The sequence below is a fragment of the Halochromatium salexigens genome, from assembly GCF_016653295.1.
GTDB classification, from domain to species: Bacteria; Pseudomonadota; Gammaproteobacteria; order Chromatiales; family Chromatiaceae; genus Lamprobacter; species Lamprobacter salexigens.
Window position 1 is genome coordinate 108,985 of record NZ_NHSF01000054.1, and the last position, 20,927, is coordinate 129,911.

The 20,927-nt window shown below is 51.4% G+C and carries 20 protein-coding genes; 13 read left to right on the forward strand and 7 right to left on the reverse strand.

The window, feature by feature from the left end; genetic code table 11:
- Positions 1–78 precede the first annotated feature (78 nt).
- The 9 genes from CCR82_RS08715 to CCR82_RS08755 all read left to right on the forward strand — a co-directional run bounded on the left by CCR82_RS08715 (position 79) and on the right by CCR82_RS08755 (position 10,665).
- Complete coding sequence (locus CCR82_RS08715) at positions 79–690, forward strand: tetratricopeptide repeat protein (protein WP_201245122.1); 612 nt, start codon at positions 79–81, stop codon at positions 688–690.
- Positions 691–726: 36 nt separating this feature from the next.
- The gene (locus tag CCR82_RS08720; RefSeq protein ID WP_201245124.1) at positions 727–2,163 is read left to right on the forward strand and encodes a putative O-glycosylation ligase, exosortase A system-associated; all 1,437 of its coding nucleotides are present in this window, start codon (positions 727–729) and stop codon (positions 2,161–2,163) included.
- Complete coding sequence (locus CCR82_RS08725; RefSeq protein WP_201245126.1) at positions 2,160–3,980, forward strand: hypothetical protein; 1,821 nt, start codon at positions 2,160–2,162, stop codon at positions 3,978–3,980. The genes CCR82_RS08720 and CCR82_RS08725 overlap by 4 nt, the downstream gene beginning before the upstream one ends.
- Before the next feature lie 123 nt (positions 3,981–4,103).
- Entirely contained in the window at positions 4,104–4,931 is an 828-nt protein-coding gene (locus CCR82_RS08730; RefSeq protein WP_201245128.1) for a THxN family PEP-CTERM protein, read from the forward strand.
- Between the two features lie 92 nt (positions 4,932–5,023).
- Positions 5,024–6,019 (forward strand): glycosyltransferase family 2 protein, encoded by a 996-nt coding sequence (locus CCR82_RS08735; protein WP_201245130.1) that lies wholly within the window; start codon positions 5,024–5,026, stop codon positions 6,017–6,019.
- Entirely contained in the window at positions 6,016–7,554 is a 1,539-nt protein-coding gene (locus tag CCR82_RS08740; protein ID WP_201245132.1) for an asparagine synthase-related protein, read from the forward strand. The genes CCR82_RS08735 and CCR82_RS08740 overlap by 4 nt, the downstream gene beginning before the upstream one ends.
- Before the next feature lie 48 nt (positions 7,555–7,602).
- Positions 7,603–8,595: a glycosyltransferase gene (locus tag CCR82_RS08745; RefSeq protein ID WP_201245134.1), complete on the forward strand. Its 993-nt coding sequence runs from the start codon at positions 7,603–7,605 to the stop codon at positions 8,593–8,595.
- Positions 8,596–8,663: 68 nt separating this feature from the next.
- Positions 8,664–9,485, forward strand: coding sequence for a sulfotransferase (locus tag CCR82_RS08750; protein ID WP_201245136.1), 822 nt, complete (start codon positions 8,664–8,666; stop codon positions 9,483–9,485).
- Positions 9,486–9,519: 34 nt separating this feature from the next.
- Positions 9,520–10,665: a polysaccharide pyruvyl transferase family protein gene (locus CCR82_RS08755; protein WP_201245138.1), complete on the forward strand. Its 1,146-nt coding sequence runs from the start codon at positions 9,520–9,522 to the stop codon at positions 10,663–10,665.
- Between the two features lie 292 nt (positions 10,666–10,957).
- On the opposite strand, the gene CCR82_RS08760 is transcribed toward CCR82_RS08755, so the two are convergent.
- Positions 10,958–11,665 carry a hypothetical protein gene (locus CCR82_RS08760; RefSeq protein ID WP_201245140.1) on the reverse strand — a complete coding sequence of 236 codons (708 nt, stop codon included), beginning with the start codon at positions 11,663–11,665 and terminating at the stop codon, positions 10,958–10,960.
- A gap of 283 nt (positions 11,666–11,948) precedes the next feature.
- Between CCR82_RS08760 and CCR82_RS08765 the strand changes: the two genes are divergently transcribed.
- The 3 genes from CCR82_RS08765 to CCR82_RS08775 are packed head-to-tail and all read left to right on the forward strand — an operon-like array spanning position 11,949 to position 15,254.
- Complete coding sequence (locus CCR82_RS08765) at positions 11,949–12,146, forward strand: hypothetical protein (protein WP_201245142.1); 198 nt, start codon at positions 11,949–11,951, stop codon at positions 12,144–12,146.
- Positions 12,127–13,980 carry an aminoacyl-tRNA hydrolase gene (gene pth, locus CCR82_RS08770; RefSeq protein WP_201245145.1) on the forward strand — a complete coding sequence of 618 codons (1,854 nt, stop codon included), beginning with the start codon at positions 12,127–12,129 and terminating at the stop codon, positions 13,978–13,980. Before CCR82_RS08765 ends, pth begins: the two co-directional genes overlap by 20 nt.
- Positions 13,977–15,254 (forward strand): sugar-transfer associated ATP-grasp domain-containing protein, encoded by a 1,278-nt coding sequence (locus tag CCR82_RS08775; protein WP_201245147.1) that lies wholly within the window; start codon positions 13,977–13,979, stop codon positions 15,252–15,254. The genes pth and CCR82_RS08775 overlap by 4 nt, the downstream gene beginning before the upstream one ends.
- Positions 15,255–15,273: 19 nt before the next feature.
- Here CCR82_RS08775 and CCR82_RS08780 read toward each other — a convergent pair whose 3' ends face one another.
- From CCR82_RS08780 to CCR82_RS08790, 3 genes are read right to left on the reverse strand one after another with little or no spacing between them, the layout of a single operon-like run.
- A complete protein-coding gene (locus CCR82_RS08780; RefSeq protein WP_201245149.1) occupies positions 15,274–17,079 on the reverse strand; it encodes an ABC transporter ATP-binding protein in 1,806 nt (601 codons plus the stop codon).
- Between the two features lie 16 nt (positions 17,080–17,095).
- The gene (locus CCR82_RS08785; RefSeq protein WP_201245151.1) at positions 17,096–18,070 is read right to left on the reverse strand and encodes a glycosyltransferase family 2 protein; all 975 of its coding nucleotides are present in this window, start codon (positions 18,068–18,070) and stop codon (positions 17,096–17,098) included.
- 2 nt (positions 18,071–18,072) lie between these two features.
- Positions 18,073–18,870, reverse strand: a complete 798-nt coding sequence (locus tag CCR82_RS08790) for a methyltransferase domain-containing protein (RefSeq protein WP_201245153.1) — start codon at positions 18,868–18,870, stop codon at positions 18,073–18,075.
- Between the two features lie 132 nt (positions 18,871–19,002).
- Between CCR82_RS08790 and CCR82_RS08795 the strand changes: the two genes are divergently transcribed.
- Positions 19,003–20,208, forward strand: coding sequence for a right-handed parallel beta-helix repeat-containing protein (locus tag CCR82_RS08795; RefSeq protein WP_201245155.1), 1,206 nt, complete (start codon positions 19,003–19,005; stop codon positions 20,206–20,208).
- Here CCR82_RS08795 and CCR82_RS08800 read toward each other — a convergent pair.
- The 3 genes from CCR82_RS08800 to CCR82_RS08810 are packed head-to-tail and all read right to left on the reverse strand — an operon-like array spanning position 20,177 to position 20,922.
- Positions 20,177–20,524: a toxin-antitoxin system TumE family protein gene (locus CCR82_RS08800; protein WP_201245157.1), complete on the reverse strand. Its 348-nt coding sequence runs from the start codon at positions 20,522–20,524 to the stop codon at positions 20,177–20,179. The two genes, CCR82_RS08795 and CCR82_RS08800, sit on opposite strands and share 32 nt — an antisense overlap.
- Positions 20,502–20,768: a hypothetical protein gene (locus CCR82_RS08805; RefSeq protein WP_201245159.1), complete on the reverse strand. Its 267-nt coding sequence runs from the start codon at positions 20,766–20,768 to the stop codon at positions 20,502–20,504. Before CCR82_RS08805 ends, CCR82_RS08800 begins: the two co-directional genes overlap by 23 nt.
- Positions 20,755–20,922, reverse strand: coding sequence for a hypothetical protein (locus CCR82_RS08810; RefSeq protein ID WP_201245161.1), 168 nt, complete (start codon positions 20,920–20,922; stop codon positions 20,755–20,757). The genes CCR82_RS08805 and CCR82_RS08810 overlap by 14 nt, the downstream gene beginning before the upstream one ends.
- Positions 20,923–20,927: the final 5 nt, after the last annotated feature.

The following is a 20,927-nucleotide window of genomic DNA, read 5'->3' on the forward strand; positions in this document are numbered from 1 at the left end:
AGGGTTTCCGGTGTCACTGTGAAACGCTGGCGATATCAGCCAATGATACCTCAACCGGACTACATTAGGAGGACTAAGATGCGGATTGAAACACTACTGGTGGGATCTTTGCTTTTCGCAAGCATCTCGGTCAATGCCGCTGTCTGCCCGGAATTTAGCGGCAGGGGGTTGGATTACACGAATCCCAAGGATCGCAAGCGCCTTGGTCTCGTGGAAAAATTTCATTTTACCGAGGACGTCCGATCGCTGCGCAAGGGGGCTTCGAGCTATCTTATCGATGATCTTGAATATGTATTGAATTTTTTCCCCAATCATCATCCAGCGCTTAATGCGCTTGCGCGGCTTGTGATCCGTGAAGGGACGCCACTCCCCCCTCATGCCGATGCAAATATCGAGTGCCGCTTTCGGTGGGCGGAACAAGCACAACCAATGGATGCCATGGTCCCCGTCATTCAGGGTGTCTATTATTCTCGTGTCGGGCGGCCCGAGGATGCAAAGACTGCCCTTGAGAAAGCGGTCAAGCTCGCCCCGGATAATCCTGAGGTCAATTACAATCTAGGCTTGGCCCTCTATGATCTAGAGGAGTACGAGGGCGCGCGATCCTATGCCAGGAAGGCCTATCGAGGAGGGTATCCGCTGCCCGGCTTGCGGAATATGCTTGAGCGCGCCGGTTATCCATTGTCAGATTAACTTGCTGGCGAATATTGACTGGATGGCGTTATCGGGATGCGTGATATTCTGCTCTTTGTGATCGTCGTTGGCTTGGTGCCCGTCATCCTAATGCGCCCATGGATTGGCATTCTGGCTTGGTTTTGGTCTGGCCTGATGACGCCTCATTTCCTGACGTGGGGGTTCATGAGAACATTCCCCATCGCGATCGTCTTCGGTGGAGCGACGCTCGCTGGATTGATGATGACAAAGGATCGTCGCGGGATGCCATTCACGCGGGAAATGATGATGATGTGGATGCTGGTCGCCTACACCGCCATGACCAGCTATTTTGCCGTTTACCCCTCGGCTTGGAGTTTTTGGCAGCATTTGATGAAGATTCTACTGATCACCTTTATCACGCCGATATTGGTTCATGGTCAGCGGCGAATCATTGCATTGCTTCTAGTGATTACGTTCTCGATCGCATTTTATGGATTCAAGGGGGGGCTTTTTGCGATCAGCACGGGCGGTGCTCATATGGTTCTTGGAGCCAAGGGGTCTTATCTATCGGGAAATACTTATATCGGCATCGCAATGATTATGGTGCTGCCTTTGGTTCTAGTCAGTGCACGACTGTTCCACTACCAGTGGGAAGACTTTGGGTCTGAGCTGGTTCGACGCTTTTCCACCAAAATAGGCTTAATCCTTTATGGGGTTTTTTGGCTGACCGCGATTGCGATTCTTGCCACCTATTCTCGGGGGGCTTTGCTGGGCCTTCTCGCGATTGCGCCGTTCCTGTTCATACGCATGAAACGAAAAGGGTTGATGATAGCGCTTGCTTTCCTGGGGATTACGGTTTTAGGTGTCACTGTTCCCGATCGTCTGATGGCGCGATGGGGGACGATCGAAACCTATGAAGAAGATACATCGGCCATGCAACGTGTGCAAGCATGGGGCGTAAGCTGGAATATGGCGTTGGAGCGGCCCATACGGGGTATGGGCTTTAGGTTTACATACATGGATTATGATTGGTGGATCACCTATGCTAATTTCGAGGGCACTTGGGAGCATGTGCTATCGCCGCACAGCATCTATTTCAGTCTCCTTGGTCAGCATGGCTTCGGCGGTTTGGTCGTTTTCATGACTCTTGTGGGATTCACTTTTTTGACGCTCAACCGAATACGACGACACGCAGTGCGTGAAACGGGTCAAATTTGGCTGTCGGAGTACGCCTGGGCGATGCAAATGGGGCTGATCGGTTATCTCGTGGCAGGCACTTTCTTGGATGTCGCTTATTTCAGTCTGTTTTATGCCTTCGTCGCATTAGCGATCATCATGCGCCGAGAGCTGGAAGAGGCGCCTAGAGCCAATGAGACGATCCAAGCTGACAAGCACTCGGTCAACGAGCCAGCACAGAAGCCGGAATCAGCAACAGGCCCAAGGTTCCCGGACTTCGTTCCCAAGCCTGACGATCTGCTGAATCAGCCTAGGCCTTGGTTCAAAAATCAATGAGCGAGCCAGGGAGCTACAGCGGGACGTCCGATTCGCCGAGTCGACTGCTCGATCATCATTCAGAGACACTCGGCCGAGGATTGGCGTCCCAGATTCGACCCGATATCGGTCTCTGGGATCCAGAGCGGAAGCAGCCGACTCCGGCCGATCATTACGGCCAACTCGCCTGCGCCCTAGCGTTGTCATTGTTGGGTTTCCCAAAGCAGGCCCAGGCCGCCGAACACGCCTGGCTGTCGTTATCGCCGAAACAGCGCGGTCATGCCCCCTTCAACCGCTTCTTGCTCCTGCTTTTGAATCAGCACAATGGCGGTCAGCGCCCGCTGAGCCATTGCCCACTCCAGCGCACCTATCCCTCGAATAACTGGACAGTGCTCGCGCAACTCTGTCGGCTGCTCGAAGCTCAGGAGCCAGCCCAGCGGCGGCGTGCGGATGCGCGACTGCGCCAATGGTTGACGACCTGGATGACCGACAGCGGCGGTTTCATCGACTATCCAGCCCGCCCAGCCCGGTCCGCTCGATCAATCGCCGGCTCCGGGCGAATCGCCACCCCGATGGCCTATCATCATAAGGCCCTGTTCGTCGCGACCGTCGCGGCCTGGCAGAGCGGGGATCAGCGCTGGGCGCCGATCTTGACCAAGCTGCTCGATTGGACCCTGCTGAGCTGGGATGGTGATGGCTGCGTCGGCGGCTTTGGGCGCAGTAACCATGCCCTGTTCGGGGAGGCCTGCCTGCTCGCCGCCCTGGTGCTCATCGGCGCCGCCCAGCCCGAACACCGCGAGTGCATCCCTGGCCGGATGCTGACCGGTGTGCTGCGGCGCTGGCAGCATCAAACGCGCGCCGATGGACTGCTCTGGCTCAGCCCCGCCGATGCGCGAGCGCAAGCTCAGAGCGGCTGGGACGAGTACATGCACCTTTCGGTCTATAACGCCTGGACCGCAGCCATCCTCGCCTGGGCGCGCCAGCTCACCACCAACGCTGAGCGTCCAGCCGTGCTCGCCGCACTCAGCTGGCCGACCACAGCGACAGGGCTGCGGACCGACCCGGCCGCCGGCTTGCTCCGGGTCGAGTCGGAGGCCGGCCTGTGCGCGCTCGTCTCCACGCGCGGTCAGCCACCGCAGGCCTTCCGGCGCACCGAGATCGAGGGCCGTTACAGCGGCGGTCTGCCGTTCCATCTCAGGGCGTGGGATCGCTACCTGGTGCCGCCGCCGGTTCGTCTCCCGATCGACGCGCTCTTGCAGCAACCGGCACTGGCCGGCTGGATGCCCGTGTTCGAGGTTGGCGATCTGCTCTATGGGCTGACCGATTTCGAGACGATCGAGGTGCAATGGTCGCAAGCCGTCCTATCGATCGTAGCCGAAGGACAACCCCTGGCGCTGACGCGCTCGCCCGCGCATGGACTCACCGGGCGCGTGCTCGCAGCACTCGACTGGCGACTGCTCGGCGGCCGTCTCGGGCGCCGACAGGCCTTGCAGCGACCGGCTCTGGCAGGTGTCAGCGGACAGCTTCGGCTCAGACTGGATCTGAATCGGGATCACTTGACGCTGACCCATCAACTGACCCTGGACAATGCACAGGCCGAGGCGATTCGCTATCTCAATCCAGCGGGTCACGCTTTGATTGCCGATGCCTTGCCAGCTCAACGCCGCATCACCGGCACCGACCAGACGGCGGTTGATGCCACGGCGATGGCGCCCGTCCCGCTACCGACGACCCTCGCCGGGGGGCAGGGCTATTGCCAATCATCGGCTATACTCCCGCCAGGGCGTTCCACTTATGGGATCGAGCTGGGCTGGTCTGGGGATACGAGCAACGATTGATGAGTGGACAAGTGAACGATGCAAAAACGGGCAAAGAGATTGTCGGGAAACTTTACAATGCAACCTGAGCAGCTGGCTTCAATGTCAGAAAAAATATAATAATCATAGTCTTGAGATATTGGCATGAGTTTTGCTTTAACGCTGTTGCCTTGCTTCAACTTCCTTAACCTACAGACTGAGGTTATATTTATCATGCGCAATGCATTATTGATTGCCGGAATTGCGACGGGCTCACTTTTTGCAGGTTCCGCCAGCGCGGCAACAATCGATATCATCAGTATTAACGGCGATTGGGCAAACCCAAATCCTGCTTCCGTAGGCATCGTCAATGATACTGGAACAGGTAATAGAACAAACACGATGACCTGGGGCGACCCGGCGACCAATGCGGGCCAAAGCAGCTATGTCTTCGTGGACAATGAAGTGCCTATCGAGAGTATCGTTCCGGAAGATCTATTCCAGATTGGTGAGTTCACACACAACAATTTCCCAATCTTTCCACCCTCCTTGGACTCGGCAGATCTTCAGATCAGTCTCGTCATCGATATTTTCGATGACTCCGATGTCAAGATTGGTGAGAATCTTTCCGTTTCGAGCGTGTTCAGGTTCGATCACCTCGAAACGCCTAATAGCGCTGATCCCTGCGAAGCGGGCGGCGAGCAACCTTGCCCTGATCTCGTATCCTTCAGCCTCACTAGCACACCGGACACGATCACGATCGACGATGTCGTATTTGGGTTGACGATCGCAGGATTCTCAACCATCCCGGTCAATCTTCCAGAGAGCTTTACCGAGGAGTTCCTAACTCTCGAGAACCAAGCGAATACAGCGGTTCTTTTAGCGTCCTTTAGCAGCGACATCCCGCGCGAGGTACCCACTCCCGGCGCTCTGCCGCTGCTGGCGATCGGAGCCGCTGCGTTTGGCCTCGCTCTGCGCCGTCGTCGCTCCTAACCGATCGTACCTGGGGAGGGTCGGGATTGACCCTCCTAGATGATCGATTTAGGCGGCTGATTTCAGGACTGCAGGACACGAGCAAAGACTTGATGAGCGTACAGGCGAAGCAGGTCGCGGTGCTGATCCCCTATTTTCAGCGGGAGCCCGGCATCCTCAGAAACACCCTCGGCTCGGTGCTCGCCCAGCAAGGCTTTGATGACTATCAGATCATCGTCGTCGACGATGGCTCGCCAGCGCCGGCGAGGGAGGAACTCGAGGCGCTCGGGGCCGAGCAGGAGCGGATCATCCTCGTCGAACAGCCCAACGCGGGACCAGGCGCTGCCCGGAATACCGCGCTCGCGACGCTTCCAGCGGACACGCCCTATGTCGCCTTCCTGGACTCCGATGATGCGCTTCATCCGTCCTATCTGGCCGATGCGGTGCATGCGCTGGACCAAGGCTACGATCTCTTCTTCGGCAACAGTCAACGTGCCGACATCGAGGACACCCGTTTCGAGTGGCGTTCGGGGCCGGGGGCAACCCTGGAGACGGCGTCTCACACAGTGATCGACCCGGACCGGAATCTCTACGCCTTTCAAGGCGATTTCTTCGATTTCATCGTCTATCGCAGCAACATCATCGGTCCCTCGACCATGATGTATCGTCAGGCGATTGCCCCCGATATCCGCTACAACGAGCAGGTCTACAACGGCCAGGATCGCATCTTCAAGCTCATGCTCTGCCAGCAGGTCGGCCCCGTCGCCTTTTCCACGCGGTGCTATGCCCAAGAGGGGAAGGGGATCAACATCTTCGATAGCGCGGGATGGGGCTCGGAGCGCTCGCTTTCCTTCACCGCCAGCTATATCGAAATGTGCAAGGTCGTCCTGAATCAAATTCCGCTGAACGAGCGCCAACGCGCGCATGTGAAGGCGCATCTGGCCCAAACACGCTACAACTTCACCGCAAGCTTGCTGCATCAGGCACGCCAACGCACCGGAATCGACTGGAAGGCCGTAGCGAAAACGCTTCGTCATGATCCCGGTACCTGGATCGGTTTCCTCCCGAATGTCGCCCGAATCCTCCTGCGCAAGGCACAGTCAGCATGACACCCTACGATCTCGAGGTGCTGGGGCAAGAGTCGCGCCCCTATTTCGCCGCCCGGTTCCTCGGGGATCATGTCGAGATCGAAGGAACGACCGAGTGTTTGATCGGCGAGAAGCTTCCCGGCGCCACCCCAGAGCGTCCAGATGGTCTGTTCGTCGAATGGCACTGGGATGGTCGCCGATTGGTCGTTCGCAACGATTTTTATGGCTTTTCGCCGCTGTTTTATGCCAGCTATGGCAACGCCATTCGCATCTCGCCAAATCTCGAACAGGCGCTCAGCGCCGATGTGCCGAAAGACTTGGACTATGCCGCCCTCTCCGTCATTTTGCGCATGGGCCATCCGGTTGGCGATGACACCCCCTTCCTGTATGTGCGCGCCTTGCCGCCGGGGAGCACGCTGATCTGGGAGCAGGGTCAGCTTCAGATCGATTCACCTGAGTTGCCCATACGCACAGGCCCCTATGCCCAGTTCTCGTTCGATGAAGCAGTGGATCGGTTTGCCCAGCTGTTCGATCAAGCCATCCGCAAGCGTTTACCGAAGGACGAGAAGATCGTCCTTCCGCTCAGTGGTGGCCGTGATTCCCGGCATATCCTGTTCGCCTTGGAGGCCAATGGGGTCAAGCCTCGATCCTGTGTCACGCTGGAGTTTCGACCGCCGACAACGAATGAGGATGCACGCATTGCCGGACTGATTGCCGATGCGATGAACATCGAGCACCAAGTGCTGGAAAAAGCACCATCCTGGTTTCAGGCCGTGCTCAAAGAAGCCCACCTCAGCAACTTTTGTGGCGGATCGCATGGGTGGATATTGCCATTGGCGGCCTATCTCAAGGGGCAGACCAGTACGCTTTATGATGGCTTAGCGGGGAGTGTGCTATCCGGTGGGTTTATGACGGATGAGCGCAAGCTTGAACGCTACCGAGAGAATCGTTTGGAGGAATTGGCTCAGATCCTTTTCAACGAAACGGGAAACGAGGGTTTTAATAACACGGTGTTGAGAGCGTCTTTCCGCAAGAAAATCTCGATGGAGATCGCGATCGAACGGATTGTGAAGGAGTTACAGCGTCATACCGAAGCGACCAATCCCATGCTCTCCTTCATTTTTTGGAACCGCACGCGACGAGGGGTCAGTCAGATTCCGCTCGCCATCATGGCACACATTCCGGCCGTGCATTGCCCTTATTTGGATCGGGATGTGTACGACTTCTTGACCGGCGTTGAACCATCCTATTTTCTTGGCAATCGACTTCATGATGAGGCGATTCGTCGTGCCTATCCAAGTTACGCTCATCTGCCTTACGAAGATTCATCAAAAAAGGCTGATTACAAAAAAGAAGATTACATTTATTTTAGGAAGTCAGTGAAAGCGTTTTGGCGTTATTTGTTAAAGCATGGTCTGCAACCCTCCGAGACCTTGCGAAAAGAATATCTGTATCCGAGGGCTTCATATGATTTGCTTAAACGCAAAAATCGGATGCCTTGGTATTTGATTAAATCTGTGTATTTTTTAGAGTTCGAGGAAGTTGTTAAATCTTAGATGTTCTTGGCATACCAAAATCTATCAATTGTATAAAAAGAGGTCGCAGTGGGCAAACTAAATGTTTCGGTCGTGATTCCGGCATATAATGCAGAAAAATACCTTGAAACAGCAGTAAGGTCTGCTGTTGATTTTTCAGATGTTCAAGAAGTTATTATTGTTGACGACGGCTCCCAGGATGGAACCCTAGAATTAAGCCTGAAGTTGAAAGAAGAAAATCAAAAAATCAAAGTTTGCCAGCATCCAAAGAAAAAAAACAAAGGAGTGTCTGCTTCTCGTAACCTTGGTATTAACCTGGCTACAGGTGATTATATTGCTTTTTTGGATGCTGATGATTTTTACTTACCCAATAGATTCGACGCTGAAAATACTATTTTTAATGAAAGGCCAGATGTAGAAGGAGTCTATGGAGCGATTGGCGCCCAATTCATAACAGATCTTGGTGAAGCTCGTTTCAAAGATTCCAAAATGATGCAGTTGACAACAATATCTGGTTCGCCACCTCCAGAGGAGTTGCTTGATGTTTTATTAGGAATTCATGAAACATACCATGGACATTTTAGCCTGGATGCTCTAACCGTTCGTAAGACAGTCTTTACTAAATCTGGCTTTTTTGATGAAACTTTGGAGTTTGCTGAGGATACCGATCTCATTACAAGGTTAGCGACAACCTGTACTTTGGTGGCAGGCATGATAGATCAACCGATCGCCATGCGAGGAGTGCATGACACGAATCGAGTAACGAACACCCAAAAACTGCATCGATCTTGGGCTATTGCTTACGATAAACTTTACACATGGGGAAAAGATAACAGCATGCCAGAGAGGGCGCGTTCACGATGTCTTAGAAAAGCCTTGATAAGGCGCACTTGGAATCAGAGTTTCTTTCAGGGTTTGAAATTTTTGCTTAACCTCAAAAAAGATCATCCTGAATTGCGATCAGATATTGCAGCATATCGAAAAATTGTCTTTGGGGTTTTTGGTGATAATATAATTGCTAAAATCTTTATAAAGTTTAGCGATTTTACAGGTATTGCATGAAGCGAATGCTTCATGCAATGTCTATAAAATGAAATAAATTTAACTAGTTTAGCTGACAGGAAAACAAGGTGGACATTAAAGCTACAGCAAAAAATGCAATCAAAGATGCCTATATGGCTTATGTGAAGGTTACTTATAAAAGAAAATGCAGACTATACTGTGTCGGTGCCGCTAAAAGCGGAACACACTCTATAGCTGGTATGTTTGATCAAACAATTCGTAGTGGGCACGAACCTGAAAGTAAACAAATTATCGATAAAATAATCGGTCTCTCTGAAGGAAAGCTTAATAGTCAAGAGATGTCCTCTTACATACGAAAGAGAGATAATAGACTCTGTCTGGACGTTGATTCTTCACAGCTAAATTTTTTTTTAATCGACTATTTGCTGAAAGAATTTCCTGATGCGAAGTATTTGCTAACAATCCGGGATTGCTATACGTGGCTTGATTCATTCATTAATCACTCGTTACGTGATAAAGCTGAAGCAAAGTGGATAATGCTTAGAGATTTTCGATTTGGAGCCGATAAATATTCACATAGCGAAGCGGAGATGATTTTAAAGCGTAATGGATTATATACTTTAGATGGATACCTGAGTTATTGGGCAAACCATAACAAAAAAGTTCTAAAAACGGTTCCCCGAAATCGCTTAATGGTTTTAGACACGTTAAAAATTTCTCAACATGCATACGAAATTGCAGACTTTGCTGGCCTTCCACGTTCGACGATTCAGATAAAAAACTCTCATGCATTCAAAAATAAACAAAAATTCCAAATTTTACGGCAACTACCAGAAAATTATTTGGAAGAAAAGGTGCAGGAATACTGTGAACCAATAATGCGAGAAATATTTCCACACATTAAATCTATCAACGATACTAACTTATAAAAATCTGATAATTACATTGTTATGAGTAATATCTATGAGTAAAAAAGTCGCTGTAGTTTGCGCTTCTAATCCCGGTAGCTTGGGAATGTATAGCGTTGATCTCGCAGCCGTGGATTTTTTATCAAGAAACGGCATTGAATTTGATTTGTTTACATCGCATACATTATCGCGTCGTGGTCGTTATAAGCTTCTACAGTTCGGGGTTGACATAGGACATCGTTCAAAAATATGTTTTGGGGATCTTGTCTTTAAGCGATTATCGAATATATCTCAATTACGCAGTTACTCCCACGTTTTATATTGGGGGGATTTTACTCCTAATCCTATTTATGGTTATGAAGATTTTCAAAGGTGGGAAAAACGTCGTGATGTAAGATCAACTAATTCTCAATCCTTAGAAAAGTGGGGTCATCTTTTTAACTTGTCTGGTGGTAGAATTTTGCCCTATGTGATAGCAGTAGGTAATAATTTCCAACACGATTACCATCATGCGCATCATCTTTACGAAAAATATCTTGCTAACTTAGGCGCCAATTTTGATCTGATATTACCGCGTGACAAATACTCAGTTGACAATCTTAAAAAGCACATAAATGTGAGCGAACGACATAAAATCGAATTAGGGCTCGATCCTGCATTTTTGCTAAGAGATGAAAATTTAGATAACACAAAAAAAGCTGAGAATTTTTTTTGTTATAGATTTGCTCGCTCAAAACTTCCGCTGTCAAAGATTTACATTCACGAGCTTGAAAAAATGATGGGTTGTGAAAGTGTTCATCTTTCGGATTGGGATATTATAAAATCTTCCGATGCGCATTTTTCTTTCGAGCGTTACATTTCAGACATCAAGAATTCACTTTTTGTGATTACTGACTTATACCATCTTGCAATCAATGCTATTCGTTTAAACGTACCCGTATTTTGTCTTGGAAATCCCGTAAGTAGACAGCAGGGTAGTCTTGGTGACTTCAAAAAGAAAATACTTTTTGATATGTTAAATATCAAATCTTATTATTTTGAAATTGACCCAAGCGGGCATAGCGATAATGCTTTTATTCATACCATAAAGAGAGAGTTAAACGATTATAAAAAAAATTTGGTTTCTATCTACGAACAAAAAGAAAAGCTTACGAAAAATTTTGAGGAACGCTTGATCAAAGCCCTAGTTGAAGAAAGGTGAAAGGTAACCGTTGACGGGGCGAAAACCTGCCATTGCCTACGGCCAATGGCTTGAGTCCGTGCTGAGGCATAGCAACCCAGAGGAGGTGTTGCGCAAGATGCCGCCGCCGCACCACCGACCGCTGGCCGAGCTGGCGAAGGAAGAAGGACCAGAACGCATAACGAGCGTTTAACTTTTCCGCAAAAAACTCATCAACTTACGAAACCGCCAACTTAGGAATTCAGGCAGAAGACCGGCTATTGCATTCAATGCTTGATTTCTGAGGTAACGAACACGCCCTACGAAAGGGATTCTACGAGACAAACCTTCTTGAATTGTGTAAATGCAGGGATGACATACTCCGCAAGGGGTCTTTTTTTTGGATCGGTGTGTGACAAAACCAAGTTTCTTCAAGAATATCACTATAGCCTCGCACCTTGGCGATTTTCTCCATTTCTATTTTTGTTGTTTCGAGTATGGGAAAACGAAGATTACCAAACAAGCAACGCACGTCGTCCGGAGCGTCGCTTCTAAGTTCAAACCATTCATCACCATCGTCACGAACATTTTTGACATAAGGCCTGATGAAACAATATGCTCGGTCATCCTTATGTACACTCAACTGTAGATCGTTGACCCCATATTGTTGGGCGAATTTTGCGATGAATATGTACTGTTTTCCAAGATAGCCCTGAAGTCGTAGCCGTGTATGAGCGGCCCAGAAGTCATCGGCTTTTCCCAATTTGCCAATGTCAAGGGTGACCAATTGTCTAATTAGGAGCAGCGCTTCTGGTGATCGAGCCCCGATGATAGATCTGATACGCTCCATTGTTTCTTGTTCTATATCGGCGCAGCGACGAAACCTGTTATCGATCAAGTAGAATGGCTGAACACTCCTCTTCAGTCTAAAAACCAGATCAAGAACCCTAAATGTCGAATCCCATCCACCAGTCCAGAGTATGTTATTAATTTTTTCCGGGCAGTGTTCATTTTCCAGACGACTGTCGTCACCAAGGTTCATTGTGTCTTTCCCTCGACTTTGGCCATTTTGCTGAGCAGGTTCGTGGCCGGTGAGCGGTCAGCGCATTCTGCCTTTAACCATTGTAGCCGTCTTGGAGCCGTTTGCCGTCCTGTTCACGCGTCCGCGAGCTGGGCACATGCGCAAGGGTGCTGGTGATCGGCGCCCTGCTCGCGCAAGGGCCGCGCACGGTACGCTGCGCTGCGCGCGATGGGGCTATCGAGTGGGGGCCGCGCGGGGCTTCGAGCGCGACCATCAGGTGCTTAACCGCGCGCGCTAGTCAGGAATGCGCGCAGCGCAGATCCTGCTGGGACTGTTACTGGCCTTGCTCTCGCCCAGCCTGCGGATCGTGATGGCGATCGACGAGACCCTAAAGCTGCGGTTCGGGCCGCACATCCGGGCCAATGGGGTGTATCGTGATGCGGTGCGCTCGAGTCGGGGCAAGTTACATCAAGGTTTGAAAAATGAAAATAAATTTTATTGATCGTATTAAAGCAGGTTTAGATTGGCGTTACAAAAAGTTGCAGGAAAGCATAAAGTTAATGCACGCCAAGCTTTGGAGAGCTAGTCTTAAAGAAACTAAGTTTATTGGTATTACCGGCTCCGTCGGCAAAACAACCACAAAAGATTTAGCAGTATCGGTTCTTAAAAAATGTGGAAAAACCAAGGGAAATGCGCTCAGTCTTAATTATCTTATTGATATCGCAAAAGCAATCACGGAATTGCCGCGCAACGTCCGCTTCGTGGTACTCGAGATAGCGACTAGCGGCCCCGGAACAATCGATGATCGAGTTCAGTTATGTCGGCCAGATATTGCTGCAATGATAGTGATAGGTCGAGATCATATCAAGAAATTTGGTTCTATGGAGGCCATTGCGGAAGAAAAGGCGAAGTTGATTAGTGCATTGCCAGAGACCGGCACCGCTGTGTTGAATCGAGATGATCCTCTCATTCGGAATGTTGCAGCGAAAACGAAAGCTCAAAAATTATGGTTTGGTCGTTCTGAAGATGCTGATTTGCGTTTATTGGAGGCAACTTCTAATTATCCCGAGACGCTTGTCTTAAAGTTAAGTTACGAAGGCCGTTATTACACTTGTAAAACTGGAGTCTATGGCACCCATCTGGCTGTACCTGTTCTCGCAGCTATTGGGATTGGTTTAGCGGCAGGCTTATCGATAGAAGATGCAATAGTTGGAGTTGCTAACGCAAGGCCGACTACTGGGCGTATGCAGATTGTCACTGACATAGAGGATGTCACTTTTTTGAGAGATGACTATAAAGCCCCTCATTGGACTTTACAGACAGTCTTAGATTTTATGGCAAATGCCAAAGCTGAACGTAAAGTCGCCATTATAGGCACTCTTTCCGATTATTCGCTTTCTGCTTCAAAACTTTATCCGAAGGTCGCTCGAAAGTTACGCGAAGTTGCGGATCTCGTTGTGTTTGTAGGGCCTCATGCTCTGCGTGCGCTCAAGGCACGCAATGGTGAGGACGATATTGGTTTACAGGGTTTTACTCAGATTCGAGATGCTCATCGATTTCTCGAAAAAGAGTTGCGACAAGGGGATTTGGTAATACTGAAAGGGTCGAATCGGGCAGACCACCTCGTGCGGCTTATATTGGCTCGACAGCAGCATGTTGGATGCTGGATTGCGAACTGTGGTAAAAACCGCTTCTGCGATCGTTGTGAATTCATCGAGGGAAATGGGGTTGTTGATACTCAGGTGTGTCTACCAGCTGAAACCGATATAGACTTATCAACAACCGCATCTAGCCCTTATCTCATTGTTGGTTTGGGCAATCCAGGCACAGCCTATGACGACACACCTCACAACATGGGCGCGGCTGTGCTCGACCGACTGGCGCAATCGCTTGGTAACGATAAAGAATGGGTTGATGTACCTGAAGGTAAAATTCTCCAAGCAAATATAGAGAAAAGTGATGTCATTCTTTTTAAGCCTGGCGCGATGATCAATCACTGTGGCTCAATGGTTGATGCCCTGCGCCGTCGGATGAGCATTCATCCCCAAAAAATTATAGTTGCTCATGACGATATTGATCTACCACTTTCTGAAGTTCGGCTAAAATATAGTGGTAGCGATAGTGGCCATAAGGGGCTGAGATCAATCTTCTCAGCACTTGGCAACGATGGTTTCATGACGCGAGTGAGGGTAGGTGTACACACATCAAACAATATGGATCATGATTCTAGAGCAATTGTGCTAAAACGTTTTAGCGAAGATGACAGTTCTTTAGTCAATGCAGGCCTTGAAAAATCATCTTCGTTGATCAGAGACGCGCTTAACGCACGAGGATGAATAAAAAATATCCCTATTGGTACCGACCTCGGCCCTCAGTCATTGCTCGAAGGTTTTTATGCCGAGAGAATCCCGGCCTTAAAGAACTGCGCAAATGGCTTTTTTGGGCATGGTGGGCCAAGCCGCGTACGCCGCTTGAGCGAATAGCCTCAATCTGGAATCTTTTTTTGTTGCCCGCAATTCGAATCAAAGGATGCTTGCAAACGCTCAAGGCTCATGGTGAAGAGGTTCATTCTGTTTATGGAGTCAATAAGACGCGCCAGCTGTTTGATCTGCTAAGGCTTGCGGTTGGGACCGATATCGACGCTATTACTTATTATCGATACCACCTTTTTCAGCATGATCGTCGTGTAAAGCAGCGTGAATATCTGGATCAGTCAGGTAAACTCCTGCAAGTTTTAGTACAACGCCTTCCAAAGCACGATGATGATGTCATTTTTTCAGATAAGCTTGCGTTTGAAAAATGGTGCGCCTCAAAGGGTTTGAATGCTGTCAAGAGCTATGCGGTTATCTCGAACATTAGCGAGCAAAATTCTTCTTTTTTCGATGCTGATCTCCCAGCGAACGATTTGATTGCAAAGCCCACTCGAGGACGGGCTGGGCAAGGTGTAACGCTTTGGCGATACCGTTCAAGGAGTGATCACTCTGTCTGGGAAAACCTGATTGAAGGCAAGCAGCTAGATGCCAAGGATTTGATAAGGCATCTGCATCACTCTGCTGTTAAATCAAAAACACCGTATCTGTTGCAGCCGAGATTGCTAAATCATCCCGTTCTTTTATCAATGGGGAATGGCTCTCTAAGCACGGTTCGTATCATGACCGTACAAGAGAAAAAGGAAGCCCCTGTTTTTATCCTCGCTGCAGCACTACGCATCCCGATAGGTGATATCGATGTTGATAATTTTGATCAAGGAGGGCTGGCAAGTGGTATTGATTTAGAAACAGGGAAATGTGGATTAGCGATACAGAAAAGAGGTCAATACCCTTTACCTTTTTTCGATAGAAACCCTATTACAAAAACAATTATAAAAGATCAGGTGTTGCCATATTGGAAAGAAACTATACAGTTGAGCATTGCTGCTCACCAGCATCTGGTTACTCGCATACCGATCATAGGTTGGGACATTGCTATTCTCCCGGATGGTCCTGTTCTCATTGAAGCTAACCACCTTCCTGGGGAGCAACTTGTGCAGATGGCTTCCGGGATTCCTTTGGGTTCAACGCGTTACCCTAATGTTCTTTGCAATGCTCTCTGTGAAGCGTTCAACATTTGATAGATAGACCAGCGTCCCGTTAATCCAATCCAGAAGCCAATTTTTGAAAATGGGATCCTTCGTGACTGATTAGTTCGTCCCAACGTCCTTGTTCGGCGAGTTCACCTCGAACCAGTACATAAATACAATCGCATGGCTTAACGGTGCTCAACCGATGTGCCACGAGTAAAATCGTTTTTGTGCCGCTCAAATTGTGAATCGCCTCCATCACGGCTCGTTCGGTCGCGTTATCCAGAGCACTGGTCGCTTCATCGAAAAAGATCACAGCAGGGTCTCTATACAGAGCCCTGGCAATGCCAATCCGCTGGCGCTGCCCGCCTGAGAGACGAACACCCCGCTCGCCAATGATGGTGCCGTACCCTTGAGGAAGCTCGTTGACCAAGAATTCGTGTAGGTTGGCGAGTCGGGCGGCCCTCTCGACTGCTACATGATCGATCTGCGACTCCGGGAGTCCCAGCGCTATATTCGAAGCAACGCTTTGATCAGCCAAGAAAATATGTTGTGGGACATAACCAATTGCTGCTTGCCAGTTCCGCGTATTCGTTTCCATCAAAGGCTGATCATCGATATAGATCTCGCCTTTGTCGGCGGGTAGAAGCCCAAGCAGCAAGTCGACCAAGGTACTCTTGCCGGCACCAGAAGGACCAACGAAGCCAACGGTGGTGTTTGCCTGAATGGTCAGACTCAGTTTTCTTAGTGCGGCTTCTTCGCTGCTGGGGTAGTGGTAAGTGATGTCGTTTAGCGTGATCCTGCTGGAAGGGATCAAAGGCATCAATTGTTTCCCACGTTGTGGTAATGCGATCGAACCGGATTGGGAGCCGAGATCCGCAAGGATATTGTCGACCGCTGCCGTGTTGAAACGCATTTGTGCCACGCTACTGAATATTTTTTGGAATGCGGGGATGATCTGGCGTCCAGCAAGCCCATACGCACCAATGAGAGGAAGGGCTGTCTCAATGCCACCATGGCCATCCATTAAATAGAGCACAACGAGCAAGATGCCACCAAAAGCGATGGCTTCGATGGCATATTGAGGGAGATTTTGAAGAAGGATCGAGTTGGCCTGATGCTTGGCGAAGCGCTTGGATGGATTACGATAACGCTCGAGATAATCGAATTCTCTGCCGAGCAGGCGAATTTCTTTAGAACCGGCAAAGGCTTCAGCGGCTACTGTGAAGCGTTCGCGATTGGATTGAACGCGGTCTTGACCGATTTTGTTCAACCAGGTTCTGGCGAGCACATAGATCAATCCGTAAACGCTCCCAAGGGTGATCGCAACGACCATGGCCAGGAAAGGGTAAATCGCGATCAGCAGCGCGACGATCGCACCCGCAAGCAGCACTTGGCTCGCCAGGCGCATGGCCGGCATCAATCCGCCGTTGATGGCCTGCGCCGTCTCTTGCAGGACATTCTTCGCAAGATCGCCTGAATTGCGATTCAGGAAAAAACTATAGGGTCTACGGAGATAGTCCGCCATCAGGCGACGCGACAATTCATACTGTTGCAGATGCGAGTAACGGGTGATGGCCCATTGCGTCAGTGCCTGCAATGCGGTTCCAGAGATAAAGACCACAAAGGCCGCCGCGCCCAAAAAATAGAGAAAGCGATCCTTCGACTCGAATTCGAGCGCCTCATACGCTTGACTGAGCCAAATGTTCGTGTCGATGATGCCAGGATTCGACAGCACCGCGAGGAATGGCATGATCGATGCCACACCTGCAGTTTGCACGAACGCGGTCACGATCATTACGAACAGCAATATGAAAACTTTTTTGTAGTCGCGTGGATCGAGTAGCGCTTTGATTTTTGCGAGTGTTTTGAACATGATCCAATGCGGGGCGTTAGCTGTGTGAGCGAGTGGGCGCTGAACGCCTTGGCGCGACGATGAGAAGGCTCGAGATGACCCAATAGAGCCATGTCCGAGGTTGCCAGGGTGATTGCCTCAGTGAGGCTGCGAAGTCTTTCGCCGCCAGGCGATAGTCAGCGTTGCCATAGCGCCGATAACCGAGGTCGAAGTGGATGCCCGCGATGCGCTTGCGGACTTGCCGTACCGGCACGCTTTCGCCATTGGGGCTGCTGCATCCCCACTGCTTGACAGCTCGGGTCAGTATCTTGGCCCCGTAGTTGACGGATGCCCCTCTGACGGTCGCGCTGCTGGGATGCTGGCGATAGAGCGCCATCGGTCGGCGCAGGGTGTGGATCGGGGTGATGCGTGACGCGCGAAGCCAAAAATCATAGTCCTGACCGAGTCGCAGCGTTTCATCGAAGGTGCCGATGTGCTCTAAGGCCGACCGGCGGAGCATCACTGTCGAGGTCCAGACGTGACAATCCAACAGGAGTTTATGGTAGACCCAGCCGGAGAGGTCGTCATCCAGCTCGGTTTCCGGGATCGCCTTGGCATCGGCGATGAGGGTATCCAACGGCGGATAGCTGCCATCCTCGTGCTGTTCCCAACGCGCGAACCGGGTGCAGACCAGTCCGGTCTCGGGATGGGTCTCGAGGTGATGGCGTTGCGCGCTGAGCTTTCCTGGCAGCCAGAGGTCGTCCGCGTCGAGAAAGGCGATCAACTCGCCTTCAGCCCTTGCGATGCCGGCGTTGCGCGCGGTTGCGGCGCCGCCATTCTCCTTGCGCACCAGCTCCACGCCGGGGTGTTCGCCGGCGACCTGCTCGGCCGTGCCGTCGGTCGACCCGTCATCGACGACGATGATCTGGAGGTTGGCCATGTCCTGTGCCTGCACGCTCTCGATGGCCTCGCCAATGAACGCCCGCGCATTGTAAGCGGGGATGACGACCGAGATGGACGGGGGCGAAGACATGGTTAGGCCTGGACCTTGCGGGCGAATAAGGCTGTCGATGGGCTCAGCGTATGCGCGAGCCAGCGCAGCGGAGGAACGCGACGAATCATCGCCAGGGCCAGCCGTCGTAAGGGGCTGCCGTTGTCATCCATGAGATCGAAGCGATCACGGGATTCCATGCCGAAGGCGCTCAGGAAATCGCGCAGTTGAAAATAGGTGAACCAGTTGACCGCGGGATAAGCGGCGTAATTGGCCAGCTCTGGACGCGTCGTGACCGCCAGATGTTCATAATGGCGCTTGAGCGGTTTCGGATACCAACTGTACACGGGCAGGGAGAATTCGTTCTGCACGGGGCAGAGCCGGTTGGTGGTGCTGATGAAGAGCACGCCACCGGGTCGGAGGATACGGGCGAACTCCGCGAGGCATGTTTCCCATTCGGCGACATGCTCGAGCAATTCTGGGGCGATGCAAATATCCATCGAGTGATCGCGGAAGGGCAGGGAGGTCGCTGATGCAAGCTGGAGTTTCACATCGAGGTCGGCCTCGCGCAGGCGCTGGTGCGCGATCTGCACCAGTTCCTGGTTGATATCGACGCCGTAGACCTGATGGCCGAGTTCCGCCCAGACGCGGCTTTGGGTGCCGGCGTTGCAGCCGATGTCGGCGATGTTGAGCGGTACGCGAGCCTCACCGTGAAAGGCCAGCAGCTTGTCGCGCAGGCGTTGGGATCGCTCCCGGGACTCGGAGGTCAGGCTTTGCCGGGCGTAATAATCGACAAATTCAGCATGTGTCTGGGTTTGCCAGGGTGTGTCGTTCGATTGCACGGGGCTCGGGCCTGAAGCTTTATGATGCACTTGGCTAACGTAGCAATTTTGCGCCTGCGGCGCTAGATAAACGAGGGGGACGATATGCGCATCGCGTTGGCATGGTGGGTTGTTCTAGCGTTGGCGGGCTCGATGCTTGGTCAAACGGCGGTGGCAGAGCGGTTGCTGGAGGCTGGACCAGACGATTATCGCCAACATCTTAGCAAGTTGCAGCCTGGAGATACGCTCAGGCTTGGCCCTGGCATTTACCGCAAGGGGTTGCCTCTGCGTGGAACCGCGGGCGAGGCGGGCCAGCCAGTGGTGATCGAGGGACCGACCGAGGGACCGCCGGCGGTGTTCGAAGGCCGTGATCGCGGTATTACGGTGAGCCTGATCGATGTCGCCCATGTGACTCTCCGAAATCTGTATCTGGAGGGGAACGGCGTGCGGGGTCATGCCATCGTTGCCGAGGGGCGAGGGCGTTTTGCGCATGATGTGACACTTGAAAACCTCACCATCACTGGCTTTGATGCGGCGCAAGGCTTTAATGGGATCGCGACACGAGTGCCGGCCTGGAACTGGGTGATCCGCGATAACCATATTCAAGGGGTTGGCACTGGGATGTATCTGGGTAACCCGGATGGTAGCGCTCCCTTTGTCAACGGTCTCATCGAAGGGAATCGCATTGAGGATACCCTGGGCTATAACCTGCAGATCAAGCATCAGGCATCGCGGCCGGTGCTCGAGGGCATGCCCCAAGGATCGTCGGTGACGGTGATTCGCAATAACGTCTTCAGCAAGCTGACCGGCGGCGGCGAGGGCGAGCGGGCGCGACCCAATGTGCTGGTAGGGCACTTCCCGTTGGAGGGCGCTGGCGCCGAGGATCATTATTTGATCGAGCGCAACCTGTTCTTCCAGAACCCGACCGAGCGCCTGCTCCAGGGCGAGGGCCGGGTGGCGCTGTATGACAACCAGTTCGTGAACTGGCTCGGCGCGGGTGTGATCTTCATGGCGCACAACGATGTGCCTCGGGTGGTGGATGTGATCCACAACAGCATCCTGACGCAGGGGCCAGCGCTGACCGTGACCGGCATGCCCGAGGGACTGTCTCCCCAAGTGGCTGGTAATGTGCTGCTGAGCGCGAATCCGCAGCCGGAATGGGACGATGACTTGAACGTTGTCGGCGAGCTGGCGGAGGCGGAGGCGATGTTTGTTGCGCCGCTCGCCGGGCTGGAGGCGCTGGATCTGAGCCCGCGCGAAGGTCGGCTGCAGATGCCCGATACATTGGAGATCGAGTCCCGCTGGCCACGCAGCGGACCGTTGCGCTTCACCTTTCGCCACCAACCTGCTTCTGAATGAGGTTGAGTACGCTATCCAGCGTAATATCGCTGCTCTCGACGATGCCTTCTGGCTTATGCCGATGGTGTGGAAAAGTTGCGATTGTCCGATGATGTGGTGCATTATCCCAACGGCTAATCAGCTGTTTGTCAGCTGTCTGCCAATGGAATGCGTAATTACGTTCGTTGGCATCGATATATTCTCGTGCGTGCAACTCGGACCCATCTGATAATCGTAGTTTAATCTTGACGTAAAATCCATCTGCCCAACGTTGATAGACCTGAACATCATAGGCCATTACATATGAATACGTTTCAAGTAAGCTCAAAATGTCCATTTTTGATCTCGTCGATTTTTTCTTTTAAATTATTAGAGACGTGTTGAAACGCCTTCCACTCCATATAATCATCCCAAGCCTCGAAATCTTCTTGATCGCTCACTTTGAGTAAAGCTGAAAAGTTTTCCAAAGATGTTTGATATTTGCATTCAAACAGACGTAGTTTTTCTTGTGCCTTATGCAGAGAGGCCAGATAGTCGAGTAATAGGAGCTGACCGATATCCTGTTTGTCAACGGTGATCATGGGTGTTCTCCATTTGGTTGTCCAACGAGTGTTTGGCGAGCCAGGCGTTGAGGTCGGTCAGCTCGGTGAAGTCCATATAGGGTTTCGTCCAAGGCTTCGAGCTGTAACACTTGCAGGGCAATGTGTAGATTTGGGTGTCGTTTTTCACAGGCATGCTGA